General features: G+C 64.7%; 21 protein-coding genes and 1 other RNA gene. 16 read left to right on the top strand and 6 right to left on the bottom strand.

Annotated elements, in window-relative coordinates:
- Positions 1-121 precede the first annotated feature (121 nt).
- Positions 122-1,273: an acyl-CoA dehydrogenase family protein gene (locus tag IPG14_RS02840; protein ID WP_343385003.1), complete on the bottom strand. Its 1,152-nt coding sequence runs from the start codon at positions 1,271-1,273 to the stop codon at positions 122-124.
- Between the two features lie 192 nt (positions 1,274-1,465).
- Here IPG14_RS02840 and IPG14_RS02835 point away from each other — a divergent pair, with 192 nt between their 5' ends.
- The 8 genes from IPG14_RS02835 (at position 1,466) to IPG14_RS02800 (ending at position 9,254) form a co-directional block, all read left to right on the top strand.
- Complete coding sequence (locus tag IPG14_RS02835) at positions 1,466-2,086, top strand: RDD family protein (RefSeq protein ID WP_343390830.1); 621 nt, start codon at positions 1,466-1,468, stop codon at positions 2,084-2,086.
- Between the two features lie 167 nt (positions 2,087-2,253).
- Positions 2,254-2,619, top strand: a complete 366-nt coding sequence (locus IPG14_RS02830) for a hypothetical protein (protein WP_343385001.1) — start codon at positions 2,254-2,256, stop codon at positions 2,617-2,619.
- Positions 2,620-2,696: 77 nt separating this feature from the next.
- A complete protein-coding gene (polA, locus tag IPG14_RS02825) occupies positions 2,697-5,429 on the top strand; it encodes a DNA polymerase I (protein ID WP_343390829.1) in 2,733 nt (910 codons plus the stop codon).
- A 180-nt stretch (positions 5,430-5,609) separates the two neighbouring features.
- Positions 5,610-5,966: RNase P RNA component class A (gene rnpB / locus IPG14_RS02820), an RNA gene on the top strand.
- 31 nt (positions 5,967-5,997) lie between these two features.
- A complete protein-coding gene (locus tag IPG14_RS02815; protein ID WP_343390828.1) occupies positions 5,998-6,399 on the top strand; it encodes a thioesterase family protein in 402 nt (133 codons plus the stop codon).
- A 64-nt stretch (positions 6,400-6,463) separates the two neighbouring features.
- Positions 6,464-7,309, top strand: a complete 846-nt coding sequence (trxA, locus tag IPG14_RS02810; protein ID WP_343388015.1) for a thioredoxin — start codon at positions 6,464-6,466, stop codon at positions 7,307-7,309.
- Between the two features lie 83 nt (positions 7,310-7,392).
- Positions 7,393-8,040 carry a CHRD domain-containing protein gene (locus tag IPG14_RS02805; RefSeq protein ID WP_343388014.1) on the top strand — a complete coding sequence of 216 codons (648 nt, stop codon included), beginning with the start codon at positions 7,393-7,395 and terminating at the stop codon, positions 8,038-8,040.
- Positions 8,041-8,180: 140 nt separating this feature from the next.
- Positions 8,181-9,254: a 3-deoxy-7-phosphoheptulonate synthase gene (locus tag IPG14_RS02800; protein ID WP_343384996.1), complete on the top strand. Its 1,074-nt coding sequence runs from the start codon at positions 8,181-8,183 to the stop codon at positions 9,252-9,254.
- Between the two features lie 54 nt (positions 9,255-9,308).
- Here IPG14_RS02800 and IPG14_RS02795 read toward each other — a convergent pair whose 3' ends face one another.
- Positions 9,309-10,391: a M20/M25/M40 family metallo-hydrolase gene (locus IPG14_RS02795; RefSeq protein ID WP_343390827.1), complete on the bottom strand. Its 1,083-nt coding sequence runs from the start codon at positions 10,389-10,391 to the stop codon at positions 9,309-9,311.
- Between the two features lie 90 nt (positions 10,392-10,481).
- Here IPG14_RS02795 and IPG14_RS02790 point away from each other — a divergent pair, with 90 nt between their 5' ends.
- Positions 10,482-11,219: a tyrosine-protein phosphatase gene (locus IPG14_RS02790; protein WP_343384994.1), complete on the top strand. Its 738-nt coding sequence runs from the start codon at positions 10,482-10,484 to the stop codon at positions 11,217-11,219.
- On the opposite strand, the gene IPG14_RS02785 is transcribed toward IPG14_RS02790, so the two are convergent.
- The gene (locus tag IPG14_RS02785; protein ID WP_343390826.1) at positions 11,216-12,541 is read right to left on the bottom strand and encodes a hypothetical protein; all 1,326 of its coding nucleotides are present in this window, start codon (positions 12,539-12,541) and stop codon (positions 11,216-11,218) included. The two genes, IPG14_RS02790 and IPG14_RS02785, sit on opposite strands and share 4 nt — an antisense overlap.
- Positions 12,542-12,609: 68 nt before the next feature.
- Positions 12,610-13,284, bottom strand: a complete 675-nt coding sequence (locus tag IPG14_RS02780) for a hypothetical protein (protein WP_343390825.1) — start codon at positions 13,282-13,284, stop codon at positions 12,610-12,612.
- Positions 13,285-13,350: 66 nt separating this feature from the next.
- On the opposite strand from IPG14_RS02780, the gene IPG14_RS02775 reads away from it, so the two are divergent.
- Positions 13,351-14,115 (top strand): crotonase/enoyl-CoA hydratase family protein, encoded by a 765-nt coding sequence (locus tag IPG14_RS02775; RefSeq protein WP_343390824.1) that lies wholly within the window; start codon positions 13,351-13,353, stop codon positions 14,113-14,115.
- Here IPG14_RS02775 and IPG14_RS02770 read toward each other — a convergent pair whose 3' ends face one another.
- A complete protein-coding gene (locus IPG14_RS02770; protein WP_343390823.1) occupies positions 14,116-14,721 on the bottom strand; it encodes a class F sortase in 606 nt (201 codons plus the stop codon).
- Positions 14,722-15,181: 460 nt separating this feature from the next.
- Between IPG14_RS02770 and IPG14_RS02765 the strand changes: the two genes are divergently transcribed.
- From IPG14_RS02765 to IPG14_RS02740, 6 genes are all read left to right on the top strand, one after another.
- A complete protein-coding gene (locus tag IPG14_RS02765; protein WP_343390822.1) occupies positions 15,182-15,370 on the top strand; it encodes a hypothetical protein in 189 nt (62 codons plus the stop codon).
- A gap of 53 nt (positions 15,371-15,423) precedes the next feature.
- The gene (locus tag IPG14_RS02760; RefSeq protein ID WP_343384988.1) at positions 15,424-15,645 is read left to right on the top strand and encodes a hypothetical protein; all 222 of its coding nucleotides are present in this window, start codon (positions 15,424-15,426) and stop codon (positions 15,643-15,645) included.
- A gap of 160 nt (positions 15,646-15,805) precedes the next feature.
- The gene (locus IPG14_RS02755; RefSeq protein WP_343384987.1) at positions 15,806-15,994 is read left to right on the top strand and encodes a hypothetical protein; all 189 of its coding nucleotides are present in this window, start codon (positions 15,806-15,808) and stop codon (positions 15,992-15,994) included.
- 169 nt (positions 15,995-16,163) lie between these two features.
- Positions 16,164-16,832: a metal-dependent transcriptional regulator gene (locus tag IPG14_RS02750; protein WP_343388008.1), complete on the top strand. Its 669-nt coding sequence runs from the start codon at positions 16,164-16,166 to the stop codon at positions 16,830-16,832.
- A 59-nt stretch (positions 16,833-16,891) separates the two neighbouring features.
- Positions 16,892-18,427: a diguanylate cyclase gene (locus IPG14_RS02745; protein ID WP_343388007.1), complete on the top strand. Its 1,536-nt coding sequence runs from the start codon at positions 16,892-16,894 to the stop codon at positions 18,425-18,427.
- The gene (locus tag IPG14_RS02740; RefSeq protein ID WP_343390821.1) at positions 18,424-18,627 is read left to right on the top strand and encodes a hypothetical protein; all 204 of its coding nucleotides are present in this window, start codon (positions 18,424-18,426) and stop codon (positions 18,625-18,627) included. Before IPG14_RS02745 ends, IPG14_RS02740 begins: the two co-directional genes overlap by 4 nt.
- Before the next feature lie 23 nt (positions 18,628-18,650).
- Here the strand turns inward: IPG14_RS02740 and IPG14_RS02735 are convergent, their stop codons facing one another.
- Positions 18,651-19,556, bottom strand: a complete 906-nt coding sequence (locus IPG14_RS02735; RefSeq protein WP_343384983.1) for an alpha/beta hydrolase — start codon at positions 19,554-19,556, stop codon at positions 18,651-18,653.
- Positions 19,557-19,605: the final 49 nt, after the last annotated feature.

Here is a 19,605-nt window from a genome sequence, read left to right as displayed (position 1 = left end):
TTCACGGTGTCTTGAGGGTGTCTAACGCGTTTCTGTCGGTTTCTTCACAAACGTATGCAAGGGTCTGCCCTCATACAGGCCCGTCTGCCTCCCGGCCGCGCACGCCCGGAGATTCGTGATTTCACTCGCGCGGCAGTCCGAGACCGCGTGTGGCGATCACCGAGCGCTGGATCTCGCTCGTGCCGCCCTCGATCGTGTTCGCGACGCTCCGCAGCAGCCCGTAGCGATAGGACGCCGCCCTGGAAACCGGCCGGTGCGCCTGCCCCTCCATCCCGAACACTTGCAGCGCCGTCGCCGCGATCCGCTGCTGAAGCTCCGCCCCGAACAGCTTCGCCATCTGCGCTTCCCGCGTTGGCGCGATCCCGGTCTTCTCCTGCCGTGACGCGATGTAGTACGCCATGTTCCTCAGCAGCGCGACGCCGATCGCCTCATCCACCAGCCGGTGCTTGACCGCGTTGTCAATTCGCGGCTTCTCCGTGCGCAGGTAGGTCACGAGGTCATCGACCATCCGCCGCGAGTTGGAGGTCGCACCGATTGACGAGCGTTCGAAGTCGAGACCGACCGCGACGTTGTACCAGCCCCGGTTCTCTTCGCCCACCAGGTTGGCAGCCGGGACACGCACATCTTCGAAGAAGATCTCGTTGAACTCGTGCGTGCCGGCCATGTTCACCAGCGGTCGAATGGTGATTCCGGGAGTGTCCATCTTGATTGCGAAGGTCGAGAGGCCCTTGTGCTTCGGCACGTCCGGGTCGGTGCGGACTGCCAGCCAACCCCAGTCGGCGTAGTGCCCGAACGACGTCCAGATCTTCTGGCCGTTGATGATGTAGTCATCGCCATCGCGGACCGCTCGTGTCTGCATGGCCGCCAGGTCGCTCCCTGCGCCAGGTTCACTGTAGAGCGTGCACCAGAGGTCGCTCCCGTCGGCAATGCGCGAGAGGTACTGCGCCTTCTGGTCATCGCGCCCGTAAAGCATCACGACCGGGCCTACCCACGCAACGCCCATGTTCATCGTCCCGGGGACGCCGTGGTAGGCCATCTGCTCGTTGAAAATCAGTTGTTGCATCGGCGAAGCCCCAAGCCCGCCGAATTCCTTCGGCCAGGGCAGGGCGAGCCAGTGCTTCGCCGCCAGCCGTGTCATGATCTGGCGCTCGATCCTCAGCGCCTCTGCGAACGACTCGTGCTCGCTGTCCCATCCGTCGGGAAGCCCCTGCTCGATGAAGTCGACCACTTCCTGTTGGAAGGCGGTCTGATCGGCGTCGAGGTGGAAGTTCATGTCGTGGCTCTCTCAGTCAGCGTGTTGCTTCGACAAGTCTACGCGTCACTCCGCCCCTCGGACGCCCGGCGAATGGAAGCTTGCTCGTCGAAGCCGTGTTCGCCGGATCCTGGTCCTCCGGTGGCGGCCCCGTGCGCGAACGCTCTCTCCAACCGCAATCGCCCGTCGATTCTCACTGTAGGAGCGCAATGTATGGAATGCGGCGAATGTGGTTCTTCCATCCGTGACGAGGCGCGCGTGTGCCTTTCCTGCGGGGAGATCGTGCGCCGCCGGGTGGCGGCCGCCGACCGTCTCCAGGCGATTCCCGCCGGGGTACCCCACTGGATCGCCTTCGATGATCCGCGCGGCGCCGAAGTTGGCTTCTACGGCGCCTCTCGTGTCCAGCGCATACTGGCTGGCCTCATCGACGCGCTGATTCTCGGCGCCATCGCCTTCGCGCTCTCGTTCGTCGTCGGCCGCGAGGCCGCAACCCTCAACAGCGATGGGACCGTCACCTTCGACTGGGTCCGCATCGTCCCCTTCGTTGCCATCGGCGCCATCTATCACATCGCCTTCCCGGCTTCGGCCTGGCAGGCGACCCCGGGCAAGAAGTTCATCGGCCTCCGCGTCACCACCCTGGAACACGAACGTCTCACGCTCGTCCAGGCGATAGGCCGCTGGGCAGCCCTGCAAGTTTGTTTCTGCATCGTGTTCCCCCTGGCGGCGATGGTCGCGGTCCTGGGATGCATCGCCGTCCCCCTCGCTTTTCTCATCCTCATGGGCGACGGGCGTTCACCCTGGGACGCCATGGCCGGTACCCAGGTCGTGGACTGAAGGCTGGCCCGCCGCATTGCCGGTCAAATCGCCGCCTCACAGTGTGAAGATTTCGCCCAAATCACGGATTCGCATTGACAGTAGTGGTAGCCTCTCCGATGGCCACGGGGTGACCCGCGACCTGGCGATGAGGTGTTCTGAGGGCGCCAGAATCGAGGTCTTGGTCAATGTCCGTCTATCTTGGGTACTACCGGCCCACCGCAACCTATCGTGAAGCGAACGAAACGCGCGCCCGCCAGGGCGACACAACACTCGATCCGAAGTTCGCCCAGATCGTCGTCGATCTTCCCTTGAAGCTGCCTGCGGGCTGCTCCATCCTCGGGTCCTTCGCGCCGGCCGGCGGCTCGCCCGACAACCCGCCGAACGTGATGATCATCGAGACATCCGACACCGCCCACCTGGGCTTCATTTCCAACTACTACGCCGGATACCTGCAATTCCAGTGGTTCCCGGCCACTTCCGTCGGAGCGAACAAGAACCAGCGCGAAGAGTGGCGGCAGGCTGCGGCCGCGCCGCCGGCTGTCACCCGCTAACGTCACCGCCCTCAGAACACCGCCACCTCCTCGCACCCGAGCACAGATTCAGTCCTCCGCCCGCCTATAATCCCACGGTGCCGTCTCCATCCACCTCGAAACCCCGCCTCGTCGTGCTCGACTCGCATGGCATCCTCTACCGCGCCTTCTTCGCGATGGCGAACTCCGATAACCCGCTCATGACTTCGAAAGGCGAACTCACTTTCGCCACGCACGGTTACGCCGAAACCCTCATCCGCGTGCTCGATCTCTTGAAGCCCACCCACATCTGCGCCGCCTGGGACGCGCACGGGCCGACTTTCCGCCACGAGGCGAGTGCCGCCTACAAGGCAACCAGGCGCGAGACGCCGTCGGAGCTCATCGTCCAGATGAAGCGCGTCCGCGAGATGCTGGACGCCTTCGGCATTCCGGTTTTCGAGATGCCCGGCTACGAGGCCGACGATGTCGCTGGGACCATCGCGAAACAGGTTGCTGCGAACGGCATGGAGACCTACATCGCGACCCTCGATACAGACCTCGTGCAGCTCATCGGCCCCAACATCAACCTCTTCATGTTCCGGCCTTACCAGCGCGATACCGTCGACTACAACGAAGCTCGTGCCGCCGAACGCTACGGTTTCAGCCCGAAGCACATGATCGACTACAAGGCACTCAAGGGAGACACGAGCGACAACGTCGAGGGCATCAAGGGCATCGGCGAAAAGACGGCCACCGACCTCATCCGCCAGTTCGGCGGAGTCCCCCAGATCTACGAAAACATCGAACTGACGAAGGGCGCGCTCAAGCAGAAGCTCGTCGACGGCCGTGAAATCGCCTTCCGCAACCTGGACCTGGTCACCATCCACACCGATCTGCCCATCGACTTCGACCTCGATAAGTGCCGCGTAAAGGACTTCGACCGCGAGAAGGTAATGGCACTCTTCCGCGAGCTGGAATTCCGGATGCTCGCCCAGCGGCTTGATGAAGTGCTCGGTTCGAAACCGGCCCAGGAGCTCGTCGAAGCCGAAACCGACTACGTCACCGTCGGCACCGATGCCGGCCTTGCCGAGCTTGCGGTCAACCTCCGGAACGCCGGGCACTTCGGCGTTGCCACCGTCTCGTCGACTGGCGACACGGCCCATCCCCTGTTGCTCGGTCTCTCCTTCGCCACGGAACCGGGCAAAGCCTGGTATGTACCGGTCGGTCACGCCCCCCGGCTCGATGCGTCCCTGGAACAGGTCCCCATGGCGAGTGTGCGTGCCACGCTCGGGCCGCTTCTCGCCGATCCTGCGCTGAAGAAGACCGCCTACAACACCAAGTACCTCATGCACCAGCTCGAAGCGAACGGGATGTCACTCGCCGGCTACGAGTTCGACATCGCCATCGCGGCCTTCCTCCTCGGGGAGACCTCGTCGACGCTTGGCGCCCTCGTCAACGAACGGCTCGGCGTCGAGCTGGTGACGGTGGCATCGCTCACGGGCAGCGGCCGGAACGCCATCCTGCTCTCGCAAGCCGATCCTGAGCAGGTCGCACGCCACGCCTGCCAGCAGTCCGAGACGCTGCTCCGCGTCCGCCCGCCACTCGAGGCCCAGCTGAACGAACGCGGCCAGTGGCCTCTCTTCAACGACATGGAAATGCCGCTCATGCCCGTGCTTTATCGCATGGAGCAGGCGGGCATCGCTGTCGATGTGAGCGTCCTGCGCGACATCTCCCGCACGCTGGCTACTGATGCTGAGAGGGCAGAGCGAGAGATCTACGCCATCGTCGGGCACGAGTTCAACATCGGCAGCCCGAAGCAACTGAGCGACATCCTCTTCGGAGAGCTCGGCCTTCCCAAGACGCGCAAGACGACGCAGGGCTACAGCACCGACCAGCGCTCGCTCGAGAGTCTCCGCTCCGTTGCGCCGATTATTGACCTCATCTTCAGCTACCGGGAGCTGACCAAGCTCAAGTCCACTTACACCGATGCGCTCCCGGCTACCGTCGCCGCTGACGGGCGCATTCATACGGACTTCCAACAGACCGTGGCGGCCACGGGGCGCCTCAGCAGTACCAACCCCAATCTCCAGAACATCCCCGTCCGCACCGATACCGGCCGCGACATTCGCCGCGCCTTCGTTGCTTCGACATACGACGACCCGTGGTTCGTCGCCGGCGACTACTCCCAGATCGAGCTCCGCGTGCTCGCCCATGTCACGAAGGATGAGGGGCTCGTCTCCGCCTTCCTCGCCGACCAGGACATCCACCGTGCGACGGCCGCCACGGTCTACGGTGTGACCCCGGGAGATGTCACCCGGCAGATGCGTGATACGGCCAAGATGGTGAACTTCGGCATTGCCTACGGCATGGGCGAGTTCGGGCTGGCGAGCCGCACCGGCATGACTCGTGAAGAGGCCGAGGCGTTCATCACCACCTACTACCGGAACTTCCCCGGCATCGCTCTCTGGCAACAGCAGACGCTCTCCTCCACGCGCGAGAAGGGTTACGCCGAGACGCTGTTCGGCCGCCGCCGCTACCTCCCCGCCATCCGCAGCACGAACTTCCAGGTGCGCTCCGCCGCGGAACGCGAAGCCATCAACATGCCCATCCAGGGCACCGCCGCCGACATCATCAAGGTCGCGATGATCGGGGTGGACGCCGAACTGCGCGAGCGCGAACTTCGCAGCCGGATGATCCTCCAGGTCCACGACGAACTCATTTTCGAATGCCCCGCCGATGAGGTGGACGCCATCCGCGAACTGGCAACCCGCATCATGCCCGCCGGCCTGGAGATGAACGTCCCCCTGAAGGTGGACTTGAAACAGGGTAAGAACTGGGGCGGGATGGCGTAGCGCTAGTGCGCAAATTGGGCATGTTCACGTGGAGAGTCGTGTGACGGAGATCAGGTTCAGCCAGCTTCTTCGCGCGGAGTGACCGTTGTGGCTTCGGCCGCAGCGGAAACAATCCCACCCCGGACTCGACTTATGCCCTCGAATCGACAATCGCCGATCGCCAATCAACAATGGTCAGGTTCAGTGGGCCGGGTGACCGCTGGGGAGCGTGCTCCTCAGAGGAAAGTCCGGACTCCTGCGGGCAGGGTGCCAGGTAACGCCTGGGCGGCGTGAGCCGACGGAAAGTGCAACAGAAACATACCGCCTGTCTTCGGATGGGTAAGGTTGAAATGGTGCGGTAAGAGCGCACCGGCGTCCTGGCAACAGTACGGCCGTGAAAACCCCACCCGGAGCAAGGCCAAATAGGGGAGAAGGGCTGCCCGCCCCGTTCGTACTCCCGGGTTGGCTGCTAGAGCGCCGCAGCGATGCGGCGTCGAGAGAAATGGTCACACAGCCCTTCGGGGTGGACAGAATCCGGCTTACAGGCCCGCTGAACCTCTCTATCATTCGCTCCTCAACGGAGGGACCCATGGCACTCGAAGACCTCAAACCTGGAGCGACCGCGTCGCGCTCTGTCACCGCCGCGCCCGAACACTTCGCCAGCAAGATCGTCGCGGGCACGCCCGACGTCTTCAGCACACCCGCGCTCGGCGCCCTCGTCGAAAAGACCGCCGCCGAGTGGGTTGGCGCGCACTTGAACGCGGACCAGATGACCGTCGGCGCCCAGATCGTCATCAATCACACCGCCGCCACGCCCGAGGGGCTCACCGTCACCGCCACGGTCACCCTCGCTGGCGTCGAGGGCCGCAAGCTCGATTTCACCTGGACCGCCACCGATGGCATCGATGAAGTCGGCAACGGGACACACCAGCGCTTCGTCGTCGACCGGCCCCGGTTCGAACAGAGGCTGGCGACCAAGCGCCAGGGGTGACGCCTGACACTCCCGCGCCGGTTCGCTACGATCGGATCACCTGACCCTTAGCCGGAGCCGCTGCATGTTGCCCCACACCTACGTTGAAGTAACCGATGGCAACTTCGCCATCGAGGTCCAGGAAAAGTCGAAAACCGTCCCCGTTGTCGTTGACTTCTGGGCGCCATGGTGCGGGCCGTGCCGTGTGCTCGGGCCGATCATCGAGAAAGTCGCCGAGGAGAACCATGGCAAGGTGGTCCTCGCGAAGCTGAACACCGACGAGAACCCGAAGGTCGCCGCGCTCTTCCGCATCCAGGGGATCCCCGCCGTGAAGGCGTTCAAGGACGGCAAGGTGATCGCTGAGTTCACCGGCGCCTATCCGGAACCCCAGGTCCGTGCGTTCTTCGAAAAGGTCGTCGGCGCGCCGGCCATCCGCGTGACACAGGACGCTGACGACCACCTGCGGGCGGGCAACGTCGATGCGGCCGAGGCGGGTTACCGTGCCATCCTCGCGAAGCAACCATCGCAGCCCGATGCGCTCGTCGGCCTGGCCGCCATCCTCGCCGGAAAGGGCGAAACGGCCGCCGCGGAAGACCTCCTCGACCGCGCCCCGACCGACCGCCGGGCGAAGATCTTGAAGCACCGCATCTTCCTGAACGGCTTCGCCGAGAAGCACGCGGGCGAAGATCTGGAGAGCGCCGCCGCGGCAAACCCCCGTAACCCGCGGGATCGGTATCGCTGGGGTGTGATGCTGGCCGCACGGGAGCAGTACGAGGATGCCCTCGACGAACTGGTCGAATCCGTCCGGATCGATCGGACGTTCGCGGACGGCGCTGCCCGAAAGGCGATGCTCGCGATCTTCGACATCCTCGGACTGGATTCGGAAGTGACGAAGGACTACCAGCGGCGGCTCTCGGGCGCGCTCTTCTAGGACCTGTCTTTCCCGTACCTTTCTCACGAATTTCCAATATGCGCTTGCCGGGCGGATGCCCCCGCGAATTGGAGGAGGTTCGGATGTTTCTGATTTCAACCAGTCGGGGCCTGAGAGTTCTCGCCCTGGTCGTCCTCATGGCGGCTACGGGGCTTGCGATGTTGCTTGCAGCCGCGCCCACGACGAATGCCCAGGCTGGCCGTTCGGCCACCATCAAGCAGGTCACCCTCACCCCCGGCGAAGAAGTCCCCGCCGTCACCGCCAATGCCATCGGTTACTTCAGCGGCACGCTCACCGATGGCAACCTCGAGTTCGACCTCAGCGCCGTCGCGCCCGAGATCACGATGGCCCACATCCATGCCGGTGCGAAGGGGGCGAACGGCCCGGTTGTCGCGTTCCTCTACGGCCCGGTCGACCCAGGAGTTGGCGCGATCCATCCAACTGGCGACATCAAGGTGGCGAACCTCAGCGGGCCCCACGCGGGCAACTGGAAGGCGTTCACCGACGCCATGGCGAAGGGTGAGCTCTACGTGAACGTCCACTCAAAAGCGAATCCGGGTGGTGTCGTCCGCGCTCAGATACCGGCCACAACGCTCGTCCCTGGAGCGCCATCGGCGGGCGATAGCCTGATACCCGGGGGCGGTAACGGGTTTACCTACGCCGCCGGCGTCGCCCTGGTGCTGGCCTCGGTGGTCACGCTCGCGTTCGGTGTTTCGCGCCGACGGGCCTAGACGGCTGAGGTAGTTCGCATCTCTCGGGCGGCCCGATTCGGGCCGCCCGACTTCTTTGCCCTGCTTCGCCTCTAACTCCGAGGCGTTGCACACTGGCTCTCCCAACATAACCATCGCGAGCCAGCTTCATGATTATTCACATGGCCCCCGGGGCCTCTATCGAACAAGTCGAGCGCGTCATCAACCGGATCACCAGTGACTACGGCCTCCGGTGCGAGACCATTGTTTCCGGGACCACGGTCATCGGCGTCAAAGGAATCGCTTCTGTCATCGATGATGGCCGGATCACTGAGCTCCCTGGCGTCGACCGCGTCATCCGCATAACCGAGAAGTACAAGGACGCGAGTCGCAACTTTCACAAGGACGACTCGATCGTCACCATCGGTGGCCGCGTCAACGTCGGTGGCGGGAACCTCACTTTCTTTGGCGGCCCCTGCGCGATCGAATCCGAAAAGCAGTCCATCGAATCCGCCATGATGGCGAAGGAAACGGGCGTCGACGTGCTCCGCGCATTCGTCGACAAGTCCCGTACGAGCCCCTACGACTACCGCGGTCTCGAACTTCAAAAGGGCCTCGAGATCGCCGCGGCGATGAAGCAGGCGACGGGGCTCCCCACGGTTTCCGAACTCATCGACCTCCGCCACCTTGATGCGTTCCTGAATGCGGGGATCGATGTCATCCAGGTCGGCGCCCGGAGTGCGCAGTACTCGCCCCTGCTCGAGGAACTCTCTCGCATAGACACGCCGGTCGTTCTCAAGCACGGTTTCGGCAACGACCTGAATGAGTGGCTCTGCGCCGCCGCCTACATCATGTCCGGCATCGACCGCGAGGGCCGCGTCACCGGGTCCGGCAACCGGAACGTGATCCTTTGCTACCGCGGCATCAAGAGCTTCGAATCCGAGACCCGTTTCGGCGCCGACGCCGGCATGATCCCGCTGGTCCGCATGCGGTCGCACCTTCCACTTCTTGCCGACCCGAGTCATAGCGGTGGCGACCGGAAACTCGTGGAACGCATGACCTACGCGTTTGTCGCGGCCGGCGCCCAGGGTGTCGAATTCGATATCCACAACAACCCGGCCGAAGCCCTCTGCGATGGCAAGCAGGCCGTTCAACACGAGGCCGGACGCATCATCCAGACCGCCCGCAAGATCCACTCCATGCTCGACGGGATCGGGATAGAGACAGGGTCGTCGATAGCCGTCGCGGCGAAGTAGCGCCCGCGACGGTGGCCCACAGGCCCACGAGTCCGGGTCTGGCCCGGCCGGCGCTCAGAGCCGGACGCACCCCTCGACGACCGCTGCGCATTGCAGCATCTCCGGAATGACCAGGTATTCGTCCCTGGTGTGCTGGTTGTAACCACCGCGGCCAATGACGACGCTTGCGATACCGTGCCCTCGGAAGACGTTGCCGTCGGTCCCACCCCCAACCGGGTGAGGATCCGGTCTGTATCCGAGCCGTTCGAGCACAGGGAAGAGCAGCTTCACCGCCGGGTCGTCTGGCGTGAGCGAGTAGCCGGGGTAGGCCTGGCCGAACTTCGCATCGATGCGCGCATCCGGGTGGGCGCCCGCGACCTCGTCGACATGTTTCTTCGCGTTGGTCATCAGCGTCTCGAGCTTCTCTTCGACCATGCTCCGCATCTCGCCCTGGATGAGCGCGTAGTCTGGGACAGCATTGCGGACGAGACCGCCCTGCACCTTACCGACATTCCCCGTCGTCTCGGCATCGAACCGGCCCTGGGGCAACCCGACGATGATCTCCGCCGCGATCGAGATGGCCGGCACGCCCTTCTCCGGTTCGAGCCCCGCGTGCGCGCTTCTCCCGTGGACCTCGATGTCGTACGTGCTGTGGTAGGGAGCCTGGCCCTGGATGCTGGAAGGTGGCCCGCCGCTATCGATCACGATCGCTACCCTGGCCGTGATCCGGGAATAGTCCATCTTCGTGGCCCCCAGTAGACCGACTTCCTCCCCGCGGCTGATCGCGACTTCGATGGTCCGGGTCTCGGCGCCGTCTTCGATGGCCGACTGGATCACTTCGAGAATGACCGCGCAGCCCGCCTTGTTGTCGGCCCCGAGGATGGTCGTCCCGTCGCTCCGGATGATGTCGTCGCCGTCCCAGACGGGCTTGATACCCCGGCCGGGCTCAACGGTGTCCATATGCGCCGAAAGCAGAATGGGCTCCCCCCGCCCCTCACGCCTGGCGAGCACGTTGCCTGCGGCGTCCTGGCTGGCGTCGAGCCCGAGCGCCCGAAGGCGTCGTTCGAGTTCAGCGGCGATGGCGTCCTCATCACCTGAAGGCGAATCGATTGCGACGAGGTCAAGGAATGTTCGAACGATACGGTCTCGGTTGATCACGACGGAACGCTACCAGCATTCCGCGTCTCCGGGCGAGCGATGCCTCCCGGCGTTAACGCGCGGTTCATCCATGCATGTCAGAATGTTTGCATGACGCTAACTATCACGAATCGCGAGTTGAGGCTCGAAGTCGCCCACAACGTCCGCCACATGGGCGGCTATACCACTCCCGAAGGCCGCACCACCACCGACACCGTCATTCGTTCCGCCGGACTCCAGCGGCTGACTCCTCACGGCCTCGGCACGCTCGCCGACCATGGCGTGAAGGCCATCGTCGACCTCCGCTCGCGGGCCGAGAGGGAACGCGACGTCACCCCCGATCCTTCCGTTGCCGGGATTCGCCACGTCTTCGCACCCGTGTTCGAAGAGGACCAGTCCCCTGTGGGGTTGGACGCCGAGTTCCCCGGCTACTTTGTCGTCTACCAGCGCATGCTCGAAACGGGCCGTGACGCCTACCGCGTCCTCTTCGAAACGGTTTCGGACACCGACGGCAAGGTCGTCTTCCACTGTGCTGCCGGCAAGGACCGGACCGGCGTTGCGGCGGCCCTGATGCTCCGCCTCGCAGGCGTCGACGAGGCTACCGTCATCGAGGACTACGCCCATTCGTTTCACCTCCTGCGTCCACTCCTGGACGAGTGGCTCCCGCGGATGTCCGAGCAGGGTATCGACCAGTCGAGAGCGCTCCAGCTCATGGCGTCGCCGCCGGAAGACATGACCAACACACTGGCCCACATCGAGCGTCTCTACGGCGGTGCAGCCGCCTACCTTGAGAGCGTCGGCGTCAGCGCCGCGACTCTCTCCGCCGTGAGAGCGAAGCTGGTCGCCTAACCAGGCATCGCCCGCATGATCTGTTGGATCGGTCTGCCGGTGATGATCGCTGTCCGGATGCAGACCGCAGCGGTCAGGCCCAGGGCGGCCATCGCCAGCACGCCCGCGAGCGCCATTGCACCTTGGGCCGCGTCGCCTGGTGCATCACCAGCGAGGGCCGGGATAACCCGCAACGGCCATGCCGCAACCAGCAGGAGAAAGCCCGCAGTCAGCAGGTTCTGCCACGGGATGTATCCCGCCCCGAACCGTGCCAGGACGATGTGGGCCATCGCCAGCATCAGCGGCAGGACGAACCCGAGCAGGAAGATGTGCCGGATAGCCCCTTCCTGGTACAGGTTCAGCTCGTCTCCCGCCGGGGCGAGGCGCACCAGCACGAGCGTCGCCGCATAGACGACCGCGCCAAGCCAGGCGATAGGGGCCGCCCACTCGTACCGCTCGCCGCGATAGCGTCTCTTGAGGTTGGAGAAGATCCGCAACCAGTATGTGAGCAGCAGAAGCGCCACTCCCAGCGCGATGTCTGCGACACGCACGAGCATGAATGCCCCGGGCAACACCCAGACGTCCTGGCCGGCGACCCAGAGAGCCGTGCCTGCATTGACAGTGACCAGCAAGAAGATCTGCTTGCGCGCATCAATCAGAGGCAGGCCCATGTGTCCGCCGAGGGCGCGCGGCCCGATCGCCAGGATTACCTGCAAGAGGAACCCGCGCAGGAACACTTCGGCTACGAGATGCGATTCGGCCGGCAATGCCGTGCCCATTTCCCAGTTCAACGAGGCGATCAGTGCCATCGCCGAGGCGGTTACGAGCCATCCCCCGGCGAACCAGACGAACCACGGCTGTGGGTCAAGTTTGAGGCTGTGCGGCGGCTTCACACGCACCACTGCCACCGCAAATGCGCCCGAAGCAGCCAACATGACCACCCCGCCGATCGGGCCGAGGAAGTCCGCCTGGTCGTACCACAGTTGCCCCGCGGCCTGGAGCAGTCCCCCACCCGCGAGCCCGGCCGGCACCCCTATCCGCAGCCAGAGGCTAAATGGTTGCCTCCCGTTCATCCGCACCAGGAACTCGAACGCCAGCGCGACGATGAACACGCCCGCGAATGCCCAGAGCTGGAGACGCCCATGAGCCTGCACTGACTGTGTCCAGCGGTCGAGGCCGTAACCTGTTTCTAATGCGGCGAGAAGGCCGAGGACGAGACCGGCACAAACCGAGATAGCCGCAGAGACTGCCATCCACATCGCGAAGATCCAGGGGAAACCCGGTCTTCGCACCCGGCGTGTCGCGACCTGGGCGAGGGGGATATCACCGGCATGAGGGCGCATGGGCGAATGCTGGAGTGTCGCTCTGGTAGCCGATGTGACAGTTGTCACGGGATCGCTGGCGCTCGGTGCTACTCCAGCCATCCTGCAGGCGGCGTGGGCTGCCACGCGACGCCAAGGAGGGAATCGCCATTAGAGCGATCCACGGGCTTGAACATTTCCCACTCGTCGGCCGTCGCTTCAATCTCGATGACCGGCCAACCGATTGGCACGCCGCTGCCTTTGACGACGAAGGTCTCCGCGTCGAACCCCGTCGATCCGTATGCTGCCGCGATGGCGGTGCCCACGGCTTTCTGCCACTCGCTCGGCTGTCGCCCCGGGTGTGGCACGGCGGCCGGGTTCGCGAAGAAGTTCCGGAAGCTCGCGGGATGTGCCGTCCGTCCGCAAGACAGGAAGCGATCCTTCGGTGGCAATGCGTTCGCAGCCAGGGCCGCAGCTTCCAGCTTCCCGAAAAGGCCGTGCCGCCGGTAGTCCATTCCGACGCAGCACAATCCCGCCAGGCGGACGTTGGTTCCTGGTAGTTGCGGGAGATCGATCACCCGGGATTCACCCAGCGCGAACCCCGCCACCGCCCCGTCACGAGCGGTCGCAAGGGCCAGGTGGCGGAGCTTCCCGAGGTTCTTCTCCAGGTAAGCCGTGTTCGCGTCGCGGTAGTTCTGCTGAAACAGGCGCATCACGTCGCTGAGCACACCTTGCGGCAGTGCACTGGTCTCCAGCACCGCGATTGCGAAGTCCGATGCCTCCATGCCCGCGCCTCCCCTGCTCAAGCCGACTTCCGATGGCTACCATTGTTCCACAACAGGAGGCTCGACATGGTGGTCCACTACGAGACCGACGGCCCGCTGGCCATCGTGACTATCGACCGTCCGGAGGTCCGTAACGCGGTCGACCGCGAAACGGCAGCAGCGCTCGCCCGGGCTTTCCGCACCTTCGAAGATGATGATGCGCTTCGCGTGGCAATCCTGACAGGCGCGAACGGCACGTTCTGCGCCGGGGCGGATTTGAAAGCTGTTGCAACCGGAGGCGGCAATCGGGCCGCCACAGATGGCGATGGTCCTATGGGGCCTTCACGCATGCGGCTCTCCAAGCCGGTGATCGCTGCAGTGGAGGGCTTCGCCGTCGCAGGCGGACTGGAACTCTCGCTCTGGTGTGACCTCCGCGTGGCCGCCCAGGACGCCGTCTTCGGCGTCTACTGCCGCCGCTGGGGCGTCCCCCTCGTCGATGGTGGGACCGTCCGGCTCCCTCGCCTCATCGGCGAGAGCCACGCGCTTGATCTGATCCTGACCGGCCGGGGCGTGAGCGGCGAGGAAGCGCGGGCGATGGGGCTCGCCAACCGGCTCGTGCCGGCGGGCGAGGCCCTCTCCGGCGCAAGGGAACTGGCGGCCCAAATCGCCGCCTTCCCCCAGCGATGCCTGCGCAGCGACCGCCTTTCGGCGCTCGAACAGTGGGACCTCGAGTTCGAGGACGCCCTGGCGAACGAGACCCGGCGCGGCATCGAGGTCATCAACTCCGGCGAGACGCGCGAGGGTGCCGCCCGTTTCGCGGCGGGAGCAGGCCGTCACGGCTCGTTCGCTTGATCAGGCTCGCACGGCGAGTACGACCGTCCGGAAGGCGTATTCACCCTCATCGGGCGGGCCGCTGCAGGTCATCAGCGTGATGCTTTCGAATCCTTCGCGGCCCTTGAGCAGCGCCCCCATGTCGATCGTGCCCAGCGCGTATTCGACGGCCGAAGTGACGCGGTAGCCATGTTCGCTCCCATCGCTCAGCACGATCCGGATGTCGTCATCTGCGGAGAGTGTGGATAGCCGGGAGAACACCCCCGGCTGCCCGTTGAAATACACGTGGGCTGCCAGGAAGGTCGATCCGCCTTCGCCGGGCAGCGCGCAGTACGCCGGGTTCCAGCCAATTGTGCTCGTGTCCTGCGGCACATCGAGCCGGCCGAAGGCGTCCAGGCCGTAGCGTCCGACCCTCGCCTGCCTCAGGCCAAGCCTGGGGACGGACACCGAAACGATGTCGACCGGGCCCGCAGGTGGCGGCGGAACCGGTTCGCTGGCGTCCTGGCCGTAGCGCTCGATGGCTTTCTCAGTTTCGGCGATGAACGTGTCGTTAACGCGCGCGGGAAGGCCCGTCGCGCCATCGCGCCCGATGTACCGGAGATGTTCGCCGAACCCTGGCTGCGTCACTCCAGTCCCAGTCTACAGTGCGCGGTGCACCCCCGGGTATGTGTGAACTCCTGCACGGATGGTGGCAGGAGAGCCCGTGAATTCCGTTGACAGTTAACCTTTTGCCGGCCAACATCGTTACTTAGAACAAGCGCGGCAAAAGCCGGTGAGGAGAGCCCAATGGTCACGAACATTCGCACCTCGGCAATCGCGCGTGGAGCTGCGTCGCCAGGCTAGTGTCCTTGAATAAGAAGGACGGCCTCGACGCCGTACCGCCAGGCGGTACGGCGTTTTCATTTAGCCGGCTACTCGCCGGTGCAGGGTGAGCCACTAGAGCGCCCGTACCAGAGATTCGCCTTTAGCCGTCTAACTGTCGGCCCAGTTTGTATTCGCCGGTTACTGCATCGGAATTCCTTCAAGAAGAGATGCACAGTACTCGTGTGCCATTCGTGGCGGCACAAGTGTCAAGGAATGTAGAGCCATGTTGAACCTCGTAATGACTCACTCGCCGCGCATCGCGGCGATGGCGACCAACAAGCGGTTTGGCCCGGACCTGGTGAAAGCTCCCGCACGCCAACACCGGATTGACTGGCTGCGCGGCCCCCGCGCCAGCCGATTTCGCAACCAGCCCCGCGGCGCCGAACCGGCGTTCCGCGGGCGCACCGCCTGAAGCTACCATCCCCGGCCCGCTCCGCTGGCCCCAACCCGAAAGGAAGCTCGGAAATGTTCCAGACTGTTTACTACTCGTTCCACGGCCAGTTCCAGGTCCTCCGCGACGGCCGTATCGCCGGTTCTGGTCAACCGGAACCGGAATTCCTGCGGCGCCGCTACGAGCACGCCCAGGTCCTCCGCGAAATCAATCGCGAAACTAGGATTCGCGAACTCATCGCCAACGACTCGCAGCGCTTCGTCGACCGGGTCCGCGCCGCCCTCGGCATCGCGTGAAGGCGGCAAGCCGAGCGGGCAAAAACAGGGGCTCCCTTCGGGGAGCCCCTCTCTCGTTTGGTAAAGGCGGATGCTCGCCAGGATGAAACTCACTGCTCACCCCTCATCCACTGGACGTGATCTGTCGATAGCTCAAGCAGAACCGCTGAGGGTCACCGAAATGTCACGTTACGACGAAGCCTGCCCGTTCGATTCTTCCGCTCGCGCCAACCGCTGCCAGCCCTGTTGCGCGGCGAACAGCGTCCCGCCTTGCGTGGCGGCCTACCTCGATGGCCGAAGCCTGCAGTTGGCATCGAACGTCATCCCGCTCTACCGCGCCGACGCTCTCCCGGTCCGCAAGGCGGCCTGAACTCCGGCCGCCCCGCGCGGTCGACTGGCCGACACCATCTGGGGCCGCGGCGCCCTGTTGGGTTGCCGGGTCGCGTCCCGGCGGCTTGCGGCCTTCGCGGAGATGCCCGGCCCCCGGCTTGCGCCCTCAAAGTGGCGGCATCTGCCACATTCGTGGCACGATCGCGAGCATGCCAAAACAGGTCTCGAACGTCGCCAGCGATGACTACCTGACCGCGATCTACCGGCTTGACCACGATGAAGGACAGGACGTGATTGCGGTCCGCCTCGCGGACCGGCTGGAGATCACCCCGCCATCGGTCGCGGGCATGCTCAAACGGTTGCTCCGCGACCACCTCGTAACCCTGGACGGAAAGAAGATCATCCGGCTCACGCCCGAAGGGCTCCGGCGCGCAGAACAGATGGTCCGCCGGCACAGGCTTGCGGAGTGCCTCATCACAGATGTGCTTAAGGTTCCATGGTGGCAGGCCTATGAAGAGGCCCACCTCCTCGAACACGGGCTCTCAGACGTTACCGAACCCAGCCTCTTCGAGACGCTCGGCCGCCCCGAGCGCAGCCCTTTCGGCTATCCGATTCCCGGGCACGGCGCGCCTCCCAAGCTCACCATGATCACGCTCACCGACATCCAGGAAGGCGAACAGGTCACGATCGACCGCGTCTTCGAAGAAGACGAACAACTCCTCAAGTTCTTCGATGAGGAAGGTATCCGGCCCGGCGTCACCGTCCGCCTTGAGGCTGTCGCACCCTACCGAGGGACAGTGACAGCCCAGATCGCGGGAAGGTCGATCGTGATGGGCACCCAGGTTGCCAGCCGAATCTGGGTCAATCGCTCGAAATAACCCCGCTTCAGCTTCGATCGGGCTGTGCCGCCTGACCCGCCTGCCGACAATCTTGGAGGATGGAGCCCACGGTACTCTGGCAACCGGTCCGAGAGGCGCTGCGCGTCCTCGTCATCGAAGATGACCCCGCCCTGGGCCGCCTGATCCAGCTCGTGCTCGGCCAACACACCAATCACGTGACGGTTGCGAGGAGCGGAGCCGCGGCGATCAGTGCCATCCGAAATCAAGAGTTCGACGCAGTCGCATCAGACATCTCGCTCCCGGACGTTTCCGGGCTCGATGTCATCGCCGAAGCCCGCTCCCTGGCGCCCGCGGCAGGTATCGTGGCGATCACCGGATTCGTTGATGTCGATGTCGCCGTCCGGTCTATGAAAGCCGGCGCCGACGACTTCCTCGGGAAGCCTTTCGATGCCGAGATCCTCTGGCACATGCTCAACAAGGCGGTCGATACCCGCGCCCGTCAAATCGAGGCGGAACAGGCTGCCGTCTACCGCACGCTCGCCTACACCGACGCCCTGACCGGTTCGCCCAATCGCCGTTTTATCGACGAATTCATTGTTGAGGCCGTTTCCAACTCGCAGCGCCTGGGCAAGCCGCTCGCCGTCGCCTACCTGGACATCGACAACTTCAAGCTTCTCAACGACTTCGTGGGACACGAAGAGGGCGACCACGTCTTAAAGAAGGTGGCGACAGCCCTGACCAGGCACATCGGCCGTCCGGCTCAGTTCGCCCGCTTTGGCGGCGATGAGTTTGTGGTCGTCTTCCCTGAATGCGACGAGGTTCGGGCTCGCCAGGTGATGGATCGCGTCTGCCGGGCAGTCTCGGAGATCGAGGTCATCAACGGTGCACGCATCTCCCTGCCCACCCGTATCAGTTGCGGGATCGCAGAGTTCCGCGGGTTCGAGTCTCCCCGCGACCTGATCGCGGAGGCCGAGGACCAGATGTACCTCGACAAGTCCATGTCGCCTGCATCGGTCCTCGGGCAGGCCGGCGATGAGCCAGCCGACGGCCTCCTCAAGGTCAGCAACCTGAAGGCCCTTCGCAACCTGGTGAAGGCCATCGACCGCCGCGATAGCTACACGCGCTTCCATAGTGACCACGCCACCCAGCTCGCGCTTGCTGTTGCGCGCTCCGCGGGACTCGACGACACCCAGGTCAACGCCATCGCCATCGGTGGCCCCATCCATGACCTCGGGAAGATCGTCGTCGCCGATGAGATCCTGCGAAAGCCTGGACCACTCACCCTCGACGAGCGCAGGAGTATGGAGGAGCACCCGCTCCTCGGGGCCGCCATCACTGCCGCCGTCACCGACTACGATAGCGTCGTCGACCTCGTCCGCCATCACCACGAACGGATCGATGGAGATGGGTATCCGGGGCGCCTCAAGGGACTCGAAATCAGCGCCCCAACGCGGCTCTTCACCCTCGCCGACGCCTACAGCGCCATGACCACTGACCGGCCCTACCGAAAGGGGTTCAGCCCAGAACGCGCGATCGACGAGATCCATAAGGGCAGTGGGACGCAGTTCGACCCGGACTTCGCCGTTGCCTTCGTCGACCTCATCGAGCGGATGTACCAGGAGGCCGCAGCATGAGATCTCAGGCCTACCTTCTGTTCGAGATCGTCGCCTGGCCGGCCCTCGCCTGGTGTGGCGCCGAAGTCGCCCTGCGGATGGCTGCGGGCGCCTTCGATGGCCTCGCCTCGACGGCGATCACCGGTGCGATGGCCGGTCTCACCATCGCCGCGTGCCGTCTGCGCACGGCTCAACTCGCGGCAGCCGTGGTACGGCGGTAGCGCGCGGCCGACTCACCGGACGTTCAGCGGCGAACGGCGCCCTGCGCCTTTCCGCCGGGCGCCCCCGCGATCATCTGAACGAGCGTCTCCGTCACCCTCGGCTCCAGCCCTTCCGTATGCCCCTTGTCGAGCCGGACGACATCCGCGATGACTTTCCCCCCGCGCCCGTTCGGGTATGAGAACACCTGGGCCGTTCCGGGCCGCGGCGAAAGGCCCCAGCCGGGCGTCGATTTCCCTTCCCGGCTCGTGTCGTGGATCTGTCCTGGCTGGTCGTCCACGACATCGGCCAGCCTCGTCCGAGGCCCTGCGCCGTACTTCTCCGCCCACGGCGAACTCTCTGGGAGAGCTACCATTTCGTGCTCGCCAGTCGCGAAGATGAACGAGATGTCGCACTCCGGCGTGACCGCCCGTCCCGGACGCGGAGCGTCTCCGCCCGGAGTCGCCGCCTGCGCCGGTGGCGGAGTCCCACGGCTCGGCGGAAAGAACGAAGCGGGGATCTCGACGGGCCCGATTCGCCCGCCCGAAAGGCTCAGCCAGCCATCAACCCGGTCCTTGAAGTAATCCTGGCTCAAGAGGCGATTGCTCGTCATGCCGCCCTGTGAGTGCCCGACCAGCCAGAACGCCCGGATGTGCTCGACCCCGTACTTCTCGAAGACGTATTCCACAATGTTCCGGAGGTGGTCGTCGTCGGCCTCCGCGACCCACCGGCGCATGGGTTCCTTCGTCGCTGCGGAAGGCGTGGCGATCACCAGGCGGTAGCGCTCCTTGTAGTCGAAGGCGGGAAAGTACAGGCGCTGCCACGCGCCGACCGAACCGCCCCCGTGAAGGTTCAGCAGGAACACGAGTTGCTCTCCCGGCTTCATGTCGTCCGGGTCATCGAGGTAGAACTTCCTCCCCGTTTTCTCGTCAGTAGCGACTGTGCTGCCCATTTTTCTCTCCTTCGCCCCTGCCGCCCCTCCGGGCTGCCGAGGACCGATT

This window comes from Candidatus Amarobacter glycogenicus, assembly GCF_016704105.1.
Lineage (GTDB): Bacteria > Chloroflexota > Dehalococcoidia > Tepidiformales > Tepidiformaceae > Amarobacter > Amarobacter glycogenicus.
This window is presented reverse-complemented; position numbering and strand designations above follow the sequence as displayed.

Excerpts from the sequence above, each read along its gene's own strand:
- IPG14_RS02740 (WP_343390821.1), top strand. The coding sequence starts at position 18,424 with ATGAGATCTCAGGCCTACCTTCTGTTCGAGATCGTCGCCTGGCCGGCC.
- IPG14_RS02840 (WP_343385003.1), bottom strand. The coding sequence starts at position 1,273 with ATGAACTTCCACCTCGACGCCGATCAGACCGCCTTCCAACAGGAAGTG.
- IPG14_RS02815 (WP_343390828.1), top strand. The coding sequence starts at position 5,998 with ATGGCACTCGAAGACCTCAAACCTGGAGCGACCGCGTCGCGCTCTGTC.
- IPG14_RS02765 (WP_343390822.1), top strand. The coding sequence starts at position 15,182 with ATGTTGAACCTCGTAATGACTCACTCGCCGCGCATCGCGGCGATGGCG.
- IPG14_RS02785 (WP_343390826.1), bottom strand. The coding sequence starts at position 12,541 with ATGCGCCCTCATGCCGGTGATATCCCCCTCGCCCAGGTCGCGACACGC.
- IPG14_RS02755 (WP_343384987.1), top strand. The coding sequence starts at position 15,806 with ATGTCACGTTACGACGAAGCCTGCCCGTTCGATTCTTCCGCTCGCGCC.
- IPG14_RS02780 (WP_343390825.1), bottom strand. The coding sequence starts at position 13,284 with ATGGAGGCATCGGACTTCGCAATCGCGGTGCTGGAGACCAGTGCACTG.
- IPG14_RS02775 (WP_343390824.1), top strand. The coding sequence starts at position 13,351 with ATGGTGGTCCACTACGAGACCGACGGCCCGCTGGCCATCGTGACTATC.
- IPG14_RS02760 (WP_343384988.1), top strand. The coding sequence starts at position 15,424 with ATGTTCCAGACTGTTTACTACTCGTTCCACGGCCAGTTCCAGGTCCTC.
- IPG14_RS02790 (WP_343384994.1), top strand. The coding sequence starts at position 10,482 with ATGACGCTAACTATCACGAATCGCGAGTTGAGGCTCGAAGTCGCCCAC.
- IPG14_RS02735 (WP_343384983.1), bottom strand. The coding sequence starts at position 19,556 with ATGGGCAGCACAGTCGCTACTGACGAGAAAACGGGGAGGAAGTTCTAC.
- IPG14_RS02805 (WP_343388014.1), top strand. The coding sequence starts at position 7,393 with ATGTTTCTGATTTCAACCAGTCGGGGCCTGAGAGTTCTCGCCCTGGTC.
- IPG14_RS02830 (WP_343385001.1), top strand. The coding sequence starts at position 2,254 with ATGTCCGTCTATCTTGGGTACTACCGGCCCACCGCAACCTATCGTGAA.
- trxA (WP_343388015.1), top strand. The coding sequence starts at position 6,464 with ATGTTGCCCCACACCTACGTTGAAGTAACCGATGGCAACTTCGCCATC.
- IPG14_RS02835 (WP_343390830.1), top strand. The coding sequence starts at position 1,466 with ATGGAATGCGGCGAATGTGGTTCTTCCATCCGTGACGAGGCGCGCGTG.
- IPG14_RS02750 (WP_343388008.1), top strand. The coding sequence starts at position 16,164 with ATGCCAAAACAGGTCTCGAACGTCGCCAGCGATGACTACCTGACCGCG.
- IPG14_RS02745 (WP_343388007.1), top strand. The coding sequence starts at position 16,892 with ATGGAGCCCACGGTACTCTGGCAACCGGTCCGAGAGGCGCTGCGCGTC.
- IPG14_RS02800 (WP_343384996.1), top strand. The coding sequence starts at position 8,181 with ATGGCCCCCGGGGCCTCTATCGAACAAGTCGAGCGCGTCATCAACCGG.